This window comes from Chitinophagaceae bacterium, assembly GCA_030053935.1.
Classification (GTDB): Bacteria; Bacteroidota; Bacteroidia; order Cytophagales; family JASGCU01; genus JASGCU01.
The window spans coordinates 49588-63468 of record JASGCU010000001.1 but is presented as its reverse complement, the minus strand read 5'-3'; the positions used below and the strand labels follow the sequence as shown (position 1 = coordinate 63468).

The following is a 13881-nucleotide window of genomic DNA, read 5'->3' as shown; positions in this document are numbered from 1 at the left end:
TGAGAACCTCTTTTTTTAATACTATAAAGAAAAAGAACGTTTTATACTTTTTTACCCAATAAATAAACACATAATGCAACATTTTTTTTTATTACTCTTTTCTTTTGCTGCATATTCCCAAGATATGTATAGCATAAAAGGAAAGATTACGAACAGCAGAACCAAAGAGGCAGTAGCATTTGCCCATATCATTTTTGAAAATACGAAAATAGGCACTGTTACCAATAGTCATGGTGAGTTTGAATTGTATATTGCACGGGCAACACAGGTAGAAAAAGTATCTATCTTGATTTCTTCTATTGGATATGAAAAAAAGAAAGTGACCCTTCCTCTGTATGATTATTCCAATTTACAAATAGGATTAGAAGAGTCATTTCAACAATTAAAAGAAGTGGTAGTAAAGTATAAGGACTTTCCGAGAAGTTTGGTGGACTCTGCTCTCAAACGCATTCCTAAAAACTATCCTACACAAACGGAAGTAAACGAAGGATTTTTAAGAGAAAAAGCATCTTACGACAGTACTTTGAAAAACCCTATATGGATATCTGAAGTAACCATTAAGAGTATCAAATCGGGATACCAAAAGCCAAAAATAGGCGAAGTAAAAATGCTCAAAGGGAGAAACTATGAATCTCCTCAAATAGAAAAACTGACTCATAAAATATATGGGCAAGCAGAGGTAGCTTTTGAAGACCCTATTTATGATAGAGAAGGTATAGAAGACGCTGTAAAGTCAAAAAACACTACTTTCTTGTTGCAAAAAACGTTTTTATCCAAAGGAATGAAAACATATCTCATAAAAATTACCCATAGAAAATTTTCTAAGACCTCCGTAACTCTTTTTATACAAGACAAAACTTACGCTATCATAAAAGCCGAACAGGTCTCCTGCTGTAATTTAGAAATAGATGAAACGAACTACTTTTTCCAGGTGGATGAGGCACACAGATTCAATCAATTAATGGCGGGGTATAGACATTCGCATGTCATTGGACAAGTAGAATACACAAAATATAATGATTCTCTGTGGAGAAACTCCTACCAATATGCCCATACAAAATATAATATGCAAAAGGATACCATTCAAAGTCATTTTTATGATTTTTTTTATTCTACTACTAATACGTATCCTTCGGATACCGTAAAGATTCCCTATTCTGAAAGATTTTTTCGTTCGGATATACTGATAGATGAAGCACCTAAAAAATATGATAGTTCTTTTTGGAAAAACTATAACACAGTAAAGCCCACCGAAGAAGAAACCAATCTCTTTAAAAGCTATACCCCAAAAGATACTTCTGCTTTTAAAAAATCACCCCATTTTACTAAGCTTTCCCCTTATAGAACCTTAGAAAAAATATTACGTTTTATGAAAAGAGTAAGAGTTGAAATAGGGGTTTCTTATTATCCCATATATTCAGATCCTACCATTCTCAATTACACTGCTTCTTCATTTGCACTGAATAGATCCTTCTCACAAAATACTCACAGTTTTTCTTTTACAAATTCTATAGGATACGAAATACGAAAATACTGTATTATCGGTTTGGAAGGCAGTGGTAATTTTTTTACTCTCAGTGAGGCACTGACCAATGCTTCAGAAAATTCGAATTATATATATGTAAGTTATGAAAAGAATATGAGACGCAATAAAACAAAGCATCCTCTCTACTTGAATGTAAAAATAAAGACAGGATATAGGCGATTGAGTTATTATTTGGGTAAATATGAGACCCCAATAGATTTCTCTGCCAATGGCACTAAAATAACTACCGAGCAGATGAAAGTATATACAGAAAAACGCTCATGGAATATAGCACCTGCTGTCCAGCTTTCTTATGAATGGAGACCTACGCTGAGATTTTTTATAGAAGCTGCTTATACGGGCTTAGATATAATAAAAGCAGATGGGTTACTATTCAAAGAAACTTCTTTCTTCTTTCCTTCATCTGCTTTTGTAAATATGAATAATGAACAACTTCAAAAGGCAGGAAACTATTATAATACTCCATTTTACCTTTCTTTTGGTATCATATATAAACCTATTGGAAAATAAATTTAATTTTAAACAAAACAAATATAAATGATTCCACAGATAATGTGTAAACATTCCTTTTACCTTTCTCTTTCAATAAGGTAAGAAGAGAGGTTTTGTAAGAGTATTTTTTTCTCATCGGGGAGGGGCATCTTGTCTAATACAGCGAGTGCCATCTCAAAATAACTATTTATTTTCTGTTGTGTGATGTTATATATATTTACTGTATTATAAATATGTTTCACCGCTTGTATTTTTTGTTCTGCATCTCCCGCCTGAGTGGGTGTAGAAAAGTACTGTATGAGTATTTCTTTATCTGCGGGAGATGACAGTTCTAATGCTTTTATATACAGAAATGTTTTTTTATTCGTAATAATATCTCCCCCTATTTGTTTGCCAAATTTTGCATTTTCTGCATATATATCCAACAAATCATCCTTCAATTGAAACCCTATTCCCAATTTTTCTCCAAATACAGAGAGAGAATTTCTTATATCCGCATTTGCTCCACCTAATATCGCTCCTAATTCCAAACTATAACCAATCAAAACAGCCGTTTTTAGTTGTATCATAGCAATATATTCCTCTTCTGTCACCTCTGATTGTGTTTCAAAATTGATGTCTAATTGCTGTCCCTCGCAAACCTGAGTGGCACATGTATTAAATACTTGTAGCACGGTATACAATTTTTTCTTTGGAACGGTAAGTAGATAATCATACGTCTTTATCATCATCGCATCTCCCGATATAATAGATCTGTTTGTGTTCCATTTCTTATGAACGGTGGGCATATTTCTGCGTATGGGAGCATTATCCATAATATCATCATGCATAAGGGTGAAATTATGAAACAATTCTACCGAAAGAGCCGCCTTCAGTATGTTTTGAAAGTTCTTTTGAAACAGAGTATATGCTACAAACACCAGTATTGGTCTTATTCTTTTACCACCTAAACCCATAATATATTCTATGGGCTGATAGAGTTCTATGGGATTACTTCCAAATCGTAACTTCTCTATTTCTTTATTCAAATATGCTGAATAAAAATCTATTTCTTTCACTCTATGTATATAATTAAGGAGACCCTAGTATCAAATAATAAGTTCTCCGATGATGAAATATTAGTTTCTATTAATATTATTGAGGTCTTCAAAAGCATTTTTTAACCTTTTGACAATATTTTTTTCCCCTTCTCTCAGCCATACGCGGGGGTCATAATATTTTTTATTGGGTTTATCTGCCCCTTCGGGATTGCCAAGTTGGGATTGCAGATATGCTTCTTTACTTTTGTAAAAATCCTTCACACCTTCCCAAAAAGTCCACTGTATATCAGTATCTATATTCATTTTTACAATTCCATAAGAAAGTGCTTCTCTGATTTCTTCTCTACTGGAACCCGAACCGCCATGAAAAACAAAATCAACCGGATTGAAATTGGTTTTTAACTTTGTTTCTATATAATGCTGAGAGTTTTTGAGTATAATGGGCATCAGTTTTACATTCCCTGGCTTATATACACCATGCACATTGCCAAAAGAAGCCGCTATAGTGAATTTTTTATCAACCCGAGATAAGATTTCGTAAGCATATAAAACATCTGCGGGCTGAGTATATAATTTAGAATTATCTACATTGGTATTGTCTACCCCGTCTTCTTCTCCACCCGTCACTCCTAACTCTATTTCTATTGTCATACCAAGTGTTTTCATTCTTTGAAAATAATTTGCACATATTTCTACATTCTCATGAAGAGGTTCTTCGGATAAATCTAACATGTGACTGCTAAAAAGTGACCTTTTATTTTTCTCAAAAAATTTCTCTCCTTCTTCTAAAAGTCCATCTATCCAAGGCAATAACTGTTTTGCACAGTGGTCTGTATGTAAAATAACAGGAATTCCATATTTTTCTGCTAAAAAATGCACATGATACGCACCCGATATAGCTCCTATTATAGATGCCTGTTGTTTATCATTACTTATGGACTTCCCCGCATAAAAAGATGACCCCCCGTTTGAAAATTGTATGATCACAGGAGAGTTAACTACTTTTGCTGTCTCCAAAACTGCATTTATAGTGTTCGTTCCCGTAACATTCACTGCCGGTAATGCGAATTGCTTTTCTTTTGCATAAGAAAATAACTCTTTTACCTCTTCCCCCGTTAAAACTCCTGCTCTGAATTTCATATAATAATATCGTTTTTTTAGTTTGTAAAATGTAAATAAATTGTATTTTTTTGAAAAAAAAAGTATTTTTTCTGTATATTATAGAATATTTTCATAAATCTCTATTAATGTGTTTTTATTTTTAAAAAACTACACTTATTTATAAAAACTACACTTACTTATAAGCAAGAAAACTCTTAAAACCTTGAGTAGTAAGTGAATTCAATATATTATTATGATTATATGATTAATGGATGAATATATTGTATTTTTGTATATTTAATATGCTCATTTGCATTAAAAAGTACAATTTAATATATATTTCATTTTCATTTAAATCAATCGATTAGATAATTTGTAATATGACAGTCGCCGTACTGTAACACAAAATAGTCCCAAAAGAAGTATTCTAAAAAATAAGAATAACATTTAAAAATTAAGAGTTTTCTCGCAAGCACCAATTAGTTACAAAAAATAGAATGTATAAAATATAAAATTATGCTTTTATTTTTCGTTTTCGTAAAAATATAAATGATATTATATTTTTACCCTATCAGTTTAAGAGGGTGTAGTAACTCTCAATAATAAAAAATATATTTAATAAATTTACTATTATTAACAATAATTCATATAGATATGTATAGAGTTTGGGATCCAGATCCTGTGTTTATAGAAATATCCCATTTTTTTGGGAAAGCAATCGACTTTACTTTTTTAGGATTTCATATAAAAGGACCGTTTTCTATCGTTTGGTATGGTGTTTTATTTGCTTTGGGGTTCCTTATAAGTCAACAAATATTATATTATATTTATAAAAAAGATAAAGTATCTCCTATAGAAGTAGATACTTTGAGTATTTATATGGTTCTTGCTACTTTTATTGGGGCAAGATTAGGGCATGTTCTTTTTTACAATCCCGATTATTATTTTGCAAACCCAATGAAAATACTTGCAGTACGTGAAGGAGGACTCGCAAGTCACGGTGCAGCAGTAGGAATCCTTCTTGCACTATGGTTATATTGTTATAGCAATAAAAAATCATATCTTTGGGTATTGGATAGAATGGTTATTGTGATTACATTTACGGGATGCCTTATCCGAATGGGGAACTACATAAATTCAGAAATTATTGGCAAACAAACACATTCTGACTATGGGATTGTTTTTGCACGTCAAATGAAAGAGGTATTACAACCGAATCTTTCTGACTATGAATCTATAAAAATAACTACTACAGATAAGATTACATCGCCGAAACCAGGTATTATTCCTGTGAATGTATTAGTAAAATACAAAAAAGGAGCTCCCTATAATATGCAAAGAGAGTATGAGTTTTATGGAAGGCAACTACAGTTTACTTTACTATCCAAATCCAGTGATGGTGTGTTTTATCACGATATAAATACCCCGATTCCTTATAATTTATACAAATCAGATGGGGATATCTATGCAGAATTTCAAACATACGGAATAGTGAGGCATCCGACTCAGATATATGAATCCGTTTTTTATTTTTTATTTTTTCTATTTTTATTTTTTGTATGGGTAAAAAAAAGAAATACGATGAATAATGGATATATCTTTTCTCTCTTTTTAATGGGATTGTGGGCATTTCGGTTTTCCATAGAGTTTTTGAAAGAAAATCAAGAAGATTTTGAATCAAAACTTATACTCAATATGGGACAAATATTATCTATACCTCTTATTGGAGCAGGTATATATTTATTTTATAAAATAAAAAAGAAAACTATTGAGAAACAACCACAAAAGGAGGGTAAGATTATAAAATAGAAATGAACGGTTTACAAACTCTGAAAGGATACCATTTATTTCACACTATCAATGTTTTAATTATTGGTAGGTTCTAAAAATTGATTTCTTCAAAAAATAGTAGAGACGTAATGCATTACGTCTCTACTATTGGTTTTTAAGAGATACAGTTTTTAGGATTTGAATTTTTAGAACCCCTCTATATTACATCGTAATTTTTAAAGCAAATGAGGAGACCATACTCTTATTTATTGAAAAGAGTAATTTCTACTCTTCTATTATAAGCTCTTTTCTCTTCGGATGCCTCTTGAGAGTAGAGAGGTCGTGTATTCCCGAATCCTTTACCTTCTAATCTCTGTTTATTGATGCCATTTTGTATCAAATACTTTATAATAGTATCTACTCTTTTTTGAGACAACAGCATATTGTGATTTTCATCTCCCAAAACATCGGTATGCCCCGCAATAAATATATGTATATCCTTATTTTTGTTGAGAAAAGAGAGCAAATTGTTTAACTCGGGAATGGAACTTTCTAATAAAACCTCTTTCCCTTGCTGAAAAAGGATAGTATTGAGAGTAATGGTCTGTCCTATTTTTGCAGAATCTAAATCTGCAAAAGTATTGTTTTGAGGAGATGCTTGTTGTATTCGTATTCTTTTTATATCACTATACCCAATAGAATTTTGAGTGGAAGAAAAATAAGCATATTCGGTTTCGGGAATAAAAAAAAAACCCAGCTCGGTTCCATTGGTATTCACAGGGGGTGAAACACTGATCACCTCAGTCCAATTTTTCCAAGTATCATCAACTCTTTGAGAGGTAAAAATATCAAAACTTCCTTTTCCATTTCTGCCATTTGTGGAAAAATAAAGAGTTTTTCCATCATTAAAAAGATAGGGGGTTTTTTCTTGCAAAGGCGTGTTTATTGTACTTCCTACATTTTTTAATTCTGTAAAAGAAGTATCGGAAGTTCTAAAACAGACATATATATCCTCTGCACCCTGTCGGGGAATGGATTCTATTGCGAGGATAAGCGTATATCCGTCTAATGTTATAGAGCCACTTATATGTTCGGAATATATTGGAAAATAGGGAATATGTAGTGGATTCGGTTTCTGCCATTGATTTTTATGTTGTTTACTTATTGCAATGAGGGAACGCTTTCTGCTTTGCGCATCTACAAAATTTATTGCAAGGAACATTTCATCTTGCTTGGTAAAACCCAATAGACGAGCGGAATGTCTGTCATTTAATGGAATACGTGTGGGTGAGGAAATACGATTGTTGTGCATTGTGGAAACCCAAATATCCCCTTCATCCGCTACTCCACCCACATTTTCAGAATGTTTTATGCGTGTGATATAGAGTTCTTTTTGAGAAGGATGGATTATAGGAGTTTCTTCATTGTACTTTGAGTTTACAGGGAGAGATTCTATATTCTCAAAAAAACTTATGGATTGAGATTTTGCAAAAAAAGAAAGAAAAAAAATAGAAGAGAGAATAAAAAATTTCATTTTGGATTCGTGAATTTATAATATTTTCCGGGAAGCGATTTTATATATCCCGCAAATTCTAATTGCAGTAAGGCATTAAATAATTGGTTTATGGGAATTTGTGTTGCCCAGCTCAGAAGATCTATATGTTCTCCGGTTTCTTTTTCTTGGAGATATTGTAGTATCTTTTTTTCTTCTATGGTAAAATCTTCGGGAATATTAAAAATAGAAGGAGTTTTTGTGTTGGCATTATTAGTATTCTTGCCCAAGTCCCAATTCATCAGAGCAGTAATATCTTCGGGTTTGGTATAGATATGTGCTTTATGATTGAGTATCAAATGATTACAGCCCTGGGAGAAAATTTGATTGATATTTCCTGGCACTGCTAAGATATCTTTTTCGTAAGAGTTTGCTATTTCAGCAGAGATTAAACTACCACCTTTCAGTGCGGTTTCTACTATTATAATAATGTCTGCAAGTGCCACAATAATTCTATTTCTTGCCGGAAAATTACCGGGGTCAGGGTCTGTACCAGGAGTAAATTCACTTACTACGCCGCTTCCGGCGGCATGTATCATTTTATCTGCTATTTTTTGATGGAGTTTTGGATATATTATATCTACTCCGCTTCCCATAATAGCAATAGTTGGCAATTCGTTATGGAGCGATTGTTTATGTGCCTCTATATCTATCCCGTAGGCGAGTCCGCTGACTATAAGAGGGTTATACTTTTTTACTCCTTCAATAATTTCTTTGGTGATTGTTTTCCCATAGTCGGTTGCATTGCGTGTGCCTATAATTGCTATGGATTTTTGAGGATTAAAATCTATATTTCCTTTTGAGAAAAGGATAACGGGAGAATCAATGATATTTTTAAAACGAGATGGGTAATTTGGATCGGTATAAAAAGTAATAGAAAGAGCATCTTTTTCACATTTTTTTAATATCTCTTCTGCTTTTTGAATCCATTGCTTGTCCTTTATACTATTCACTGTTTTTTCTCCTATTCCTGGTATTTTGAGGAGAGATGCTTTTGCGGATTTATAAACATTAGATGCACTCCCCGTATAGTTTATAAGGTTTTTTATACTTACAGGACCAACTCCAGGCGTAGCATTGAGAGCAAGCTGAAATATCTTTTCTTGCATAGAAGGATCTACTTAACCGATTCCGATATTTTTACTAAAAATTCCCTCAATCGCATCAAACTATCTATAAGCTTCATTTTTTGAGTAATTTCTTCTGAATCTTTTCTACTCAATTGTTCTTTTATGCCCTCCAAAGTAAAATGTTTATCTTTTAGATATTTTACTTTGAGTATCTTTTCAATATCTTCTTGAGTAAAACATCTATTTTTACTATTCGGAAATGTTCTGATACCTATGAGTTCTTCTAATTCGTGCTGCCAATATCTGATAGTTGCCTCGGAAACACCTGTTTTTTGTGTTACTTCTCCTATGGAATAGTATCTTTTTTCTATTATATGTGCTTTATATGGCATAATATTATAAATGGTATGTAATAACTGTTAATAATATATTTGTGATACATAATAATACATAATCTCTTTCTCTTTGTCGTATCCACTTCGCAAAGTTATGTATCTTTTTATAAATTTTAATATATACCAAATTACGAAATATAAATTGTAAATTATTTGATAGAAATAGGTTTGAATAATGAAAAAAAATATGTTTTTTTGTTATCCATATATATTATGCCATTTTGTCCTAAAAAGAATGAAAAAATGAAAGGCATTACATTTGTATTTTGGAATTACATATAAGTATAGAATTATTTACTCAATTAAAAACACACCATGTCAACAACAGAAAAAGGAACACTTTCCATCAATACGGAAAATATTTTTCCCATAATTAAAAAATTTTTATACTCTGACCAAGAGATATTTTTAAGAGAATTAGTTTCAAACGCAGTAGATGCCACGAGCAAACTGACACAATTAGCCAATCAAGGAGAATTTTCTCAAGATATAGGGGATACAAAAATTACAGTTTCTATCAATGAAGCCCTTAAAACTATTACTATTTCCGATAGAGGCATAGGTATGACCGGGGACGAGGTTAAAAAATACATAAATCAAATAGCATTTTCGGGTGCTACAGAATTTATAGAAAAATTCAAAGATGCTGACGCTCATAAGCAGATTATAGGGCATTTTGGTTTAGGTTTTTACTCGGCTTTTATGGTAGCAAAGAAAGTAGAAATCTATACTCTTTCTTATAAAGAAGGTGCGGAAGCAATTCGTTGGGAATGCGATGGTTCTACAGAATTTGAAATAACTCCTCATGTAAAACAAGAAAGAGGAACTGAGGTGGTTATCCATCTTATGGACGATTGTCTTGAGTTTTTAGAAAAAAATAAGATAGATACTATGCTCAAAAAGTATTGCAAGTTTTTGCCCGTAGAAATAGAATTTAATGGAAAGGTTATTAATAACCCAAAACCTCTTTGGACTAAGCCACCAATTGATTTGAAAGACGAGGACTATACTCAGTTTTACAAAGAATTATATCCTTTTGCGGAAGAACCTCTTTTTTGGATCCATCTCAATGTAGATTATCCTTTTAACCTCACCGGGGTATTGTATTTTCCGAGGATGAAGAAAGACTTTAGCACTTCCCAAGAGAAAATACAGCTCTATAGCCGACAAGTATTTATTACCGATGAAGTAAAAGATATAGTTCCTGAGTTTCTGACGCTTCTGCGAGGAGTTATAGATTCCCCCGATATACCTTTAAATGTTTCTCGAAGCTACTTACAAGCGGATTCTAACGTAAAAAAAATACATACCTATATTACTAAAAAAGTAGGGGACAAATTAGTAGAATTATCTAATAAAAATAGAGAAGAGTTTGAAAAAAAATGGAAAGATATAGGACTTTTTGTAAAATATGGAATGGTTACAGATGAAAAATTCCAAGAGAAGCTCAAGGATTCCCTCCTTATAGAGGATGTAAATGAAAAATTTTACACTCTCAAAGAAGCACAAGAATCATTTGGAACGAATCAATTAGATAAAGATGGAAATTTTGTGATTCTCTATACGAATGATTCAGAAAAACAACACAGTTACATTCAAAATGCCATAAAACAGGGCTTTACAGTCATAAAAATGGACAGTCCAATAGACAATCATTTTATGAATCATTTTGAAATGAAATTAGAAAAAATAAATTGGAAGCGAGTAGATGCAGACATATTAGAAAAATTAATCCCCAAAAATGAAGAAAGGCATTCTGTTTTATCCACATCGGAGGAAGAAAAAATAAAAGAATTATTCAAAAAAGTAATAAATAATAATTCTGTGACGATACATTTAGAAGGAATGTCTCCCGAGTTTTTTCCTGCGGTTATTACACTTCCTGAGTTTTTTAGACGAATGAAAGATATGTCCCTGATGATGGATAGAAGTGGAAGTAAAAATATGCCTGATATGTTCGATTTGTCTATAAATACAAATCATTCCGTAATATCAAAGATATTAAAAACAGAAACCGAAGAAGAGCAAATAAATATCGTAAGTCAGGTGTATGATTTAGCATTACTTTCTCAAAATATGCTCTTAGGAGAAAAACTCACAGCTTTTATGGAACGAAGTATCAAAATTATCTAATAGCAATAATAATTATTTCTATAATTTTGAATAAAACCCTTATTGTAATTGCGGGTGCTACAGGAGTAGGAAAGACAGAGGTCGCCTATTCCTTAGCAAAAGCATTTCAAACAGAAATTATTTCCGCTGATTCTCGTCAAATATATAAAGAATTAGAAATAGGCACTTCTAAACCTACTCTTTCTATGTTAGAAACCATTCCTCACCATTTTATAAATACAAAATCCATTACAGAATCTTATTCTGCGGGAAAATTTGGAGAAGAAGCAGAAAAAAAATTAAATGAATTATTTCAAAAACACGAAATAATTGTTATGGTAGGAGGTTCAGGGTTGTATATCCAATCTGTTTGTGATGGTTTTGATGAAATGCCCGAGGTAGAAGATAATATAAGAGAGAAATGGAATACCGTATATCAAGAAAGAGGACTTTTTTTTATTCAAGAATATATAAGAACTCATGATTTTTTCTACTATAATCGGGTAGATTTGCAGAATGCTCAACGTCTCATAAGAGCAGCAGAAATTATAGATTCTACAGGTATACCCTTTTCTACTTTTAGAAAACAAAAAAAATCTGCTAAAACATATTCTATATTGAAAATACTCTTGGAAAGAGAGAGAGAGGAACTCTATAACGTTATTAATAATCGTATGGATAGAATGATAGAAGATGGTTTATTTGAAGAGGCAACCAATTTGTATACTTTTAAGCAATACCCTGCATTACAAACGGTTGGTTATAAGGAAATTTTTGATTTTTTGGATAAAAGATATGATAAAAATATGGCTATACAGCTTTTGAAGCAACATAGTAGAAATTACGCCAAGAGACAAATTACTTGGTTTAAGAGAGATGCCGAATTTTCTTCGTTTCATCCTGCTAACACAAAAAAAATTTTTGAATTTATTGACTCTATAGTAGAAAAAAAGAGAGTGTTGAATATAGATAGATAAAAATATTTTTTGAAATTCGTTATATAAAGTATACTTTCATGCAAAGCCCAAACAATTCTTAATTTATATCAAACATCATAATTGATTTACTAACTACTTTTGTTCGTCTTGCCATTATAGATAAATAATGTCTTGTATTTGAATTGTTTTGTTCTATTTTATATCTGTTTTGTTTACCTTGTACAAAGGCGGGTTCTAAAAATTGATTTTTAGAACTCACATAACTTAGCCCTCCTATTTTTTTTTACAAAAGTAAATAACTTCCTCTATGGGTAATCCATATTTTTGGATTTCTTCTGGAGAAAGGGTTTTTATAAACATGTTTTCTTCTACATCAAATCCCACATTACTGATTCTCTTGGGGTAATCCTTACCGTATTTTCTCAAATGGTCATCTTGTCCGTAGTGTTGAAATCGTGCTTCGGGGGAAATGATATTTGGATCTTCTAAAGTTATTTCAGGTATAGGTTCAAAAAAAGGAACTTGTAAGATAGCCCAACCGCCTTTTTTTAATACCCTAAATAACTCGGATAAAACTTTTGTATCGGATTCTACATGCTCTAGTACATGGTTACAAAGAATAACGTCAAAAAAATTATCACTATAAGGTATGTGATGAATGTCCATTTTTACTTTTGCTAAAGGAGATTCTATGTCCGCTGTAATATAGGTATCGGTATGTACCTTTTCAAATTTTTTGAAGAAACAAACCTCAGGTGCTATGTGCAAAACATTGTTCTTTTGCTGAAAAAAAGAGGTCTTATGACTCATAAAGAGATATATTAATCGATGCCTTTCTAATGAGAGACAGTTCGGGCAAAGGGCATTATCTCGGGGGATCCTTCCGTATGGTAAAAACTTTTTCAAGCGTGTATGACAAAGAGGGCATTCTACTTTATTACCTCTATACAAAATTTTTATTATGAAAAAAAAGGAAGGTGAAAATATTTGAAGATATTTTCTCGGTATTTTTTTGAGTAGATAAGATATGATTATTTTCATTTTGTATATATAAGATAAGATGGTTAAATTTTTTTCCTTTGTGGTGTTTTTTATATCTATTTAAGATTATAACGTATTCAAAGTATCTCTAATTTTTGAAACAGAAAGCTTATTTTTCCATCCCGTAGAGAGAATTTGTATTTGTTTTCCTGTGAGTTTTATATCTTTTTGAGTCGTATACATGCTACCCTTCGTTTAATATGTCTAATCCTGATTCAACTGTTTTTTTTATTTTTTTTCTATTCTTGCTGTTCGGATGACATCTTTTTTTTGTAATTTCAAATTATTTTAGGAATGTATTATCTAAAAAAACTTAAAAATAAAAAAAATGTCAACATGTACTTTGTGAAAAATATTATTCTGTTAGTATTTTCTTTAATTTAACCAAAAATTAAAATAAAAATGGTACAAGTATATCACTAAAACAAAAAGACAAATAATAAATTCGTTTAGAAGAAAAAATGTTTTTAATCATTTTTGTAAAAAAAATAAAATCCAAAAAAAGATTTTACTGTAGAAAATTCAAAAATAAATGTTTTAAATCAATGAATCTATTTTGAAAAGTCATTTTCACAAAACTATTAAGTTTTAAAACCATTGGTAATCAAATAGTTGCCAAATTGAGACCGTTGCAAAACTAAATTAGAAAAAAATTGATACATTTTCATCAAAATGAATCGTTATATGACTCATTATATAAAATAAAGTAAAAATACACTATTTTAGTAAAAAAATAAAAATAAATAATTATGGAAATAAATACGAAATAAAAAGCATTTTCGAGTACATTGTTATTTCATCCTAAGAAGAAAAATACTTTTGAT

The 13881-nt window shown here is 31.2% G+C and carries 10 protein-coding genes; 4 read left to right on the top strand and 6 right to left on the bottom strand.

From position 1 onward, the window contains the following. Positions 1-73: 73 nt before the first annotated feature. Positions 74-2056, top strand: coding sequence for a carboxypeptidase-like regulatory domain-containing protein (locus QM536_00080; protein MDI9355413.1), 1983 nt, complete (start codon positions 74-76; stop codon positions 2054-2056). Between the two features lie 59 nt (positions 2057-2115). Here the strand turns inward: QM536_00080 and QM536_00075 are convergent, their stop codons facing one another. Then, the gene (locus QM536_00075) at positions 2116-3096 is read right to left on the bottom strand and encodes a polyprenyl synthetase family protein (protein MDI9355412.1); all 981 of its coding nucleotides are present in this window, start codon (positions 3094-3096) and stop codon (positions 2116-2118) included. A 60-nt stretch (positions 3097-3156) separates the two neighbouring features. Then, positions 3157-4218, bottom strand: coding sequence for a class II fructose-bisphosphate aldolase (gene fbaA / locus QM536_00070; protein MDI9355411.1), 1062 nt, complete (start codon positions 4216-4218; stop codon positions 3157-3159). A gap of 615 nt (positions 4219-4833) precedes the next feature. Between fbaA and QM536_00065 the strand changes: the two genes are divergently transcribed. Beyond that, positions 4834-5988 carry a prolipoprotein diacylglyceryl transferase gene (locus tag QM536_00065; protein MDI9355410.1) on the top strand — a complete coding sequence of 385 codons (1155 nt, stop codon included), beginning with the start codon at positions 4834-4836 and terminating at the stop codon, positions 5986-5988. A 223-nt stretch (positions 5989-6211) separates the two neighbouring features. Here the strand turns inward: QM536_00065 and QM536_00060 are convergent, their stop codons facing one another. From QM536_00060 to QM536_00050, 3 genes are read right to left on the bottom strand one after another with little or no spacing between them, the layout of a single operon-like run. Further along, entirely contained in the window at positions 6212-7483 is a 1272-nt protein-coding gene (locus QM536_00060; GenBank protein MDI9355409.1) for an OmpA family protein, read from the bottom strand. Further along, positions 7480-8610: a DNA-processing protein DprA gene (gene dprA, locus QM536_00055; GenBank protein MDI9355408.1), complete on the bottom strand. Its 1131-nt coding sequence runs from the start codon at positions 8608-8610 to the stop codon at positions 7480-7482. The genes QM536_00060 and dprA overlap by 4 nt, the downstream gene beginning before the upstream one ends. An 8-nt stretch (positions 8611-8618) precedes the next feature. Beyond that, a complete protein-coding gene (locus QM536_00050; protein MDI9355407.1) occupies positions 8619-8963 on the bottom strand; it encodes a MerR family transcriptional regulator in 345 nt (114 codons plus the stop codon). 318 nt (positions 8964-9281) lie between these two features. Between QM536_00050 and htpG the strand changes: the two genes are divergently transcribed. Continuing rightward, positions 9282-11099 carry a molecular chaperone HtpG gene (htpG, locus tag QM536_00045; protein MDI9355406.1) on the top strand — a complete coding sequence of 606 codons (1818 nt, stop codon included), beginning with the start codon at positions 9282-9284 and terminating at the stop codon, positions 11097-11099. Between the two features lie 26 nt (positions 11100-11125). Beyond that, on the top strand, positions 11126-12055 hold the full coding sequence (miaA, locus tag QM536_00040) for a tRNA (adenosine(37)-N6)-dimethylallyltransferase MiaA (GenBank protein ID MDI9355405.1): 930 nt from the start codon (positions 11126-11128) through the stop codon (positions 12053-12055). A gap of 234 nt (positions 12056-12289) precedes the next feature. On the opposite strand, the gene QM536_00035 is transcribed toward miaA, so the two are convergent. Continuing rightward, positions 12290-13057: a class I SAM-dependent methyltransferase gene (locus tag QM536_00035; GenBank protein ID MDI9355404.1), complete on the bottom strand. Its 768-nt coding sequence runs from the start codon at positions 13055-13057 to the stop codon at positions 12290-12292. Positions 13058-13881: the final 824 nt, after the last annotated feature.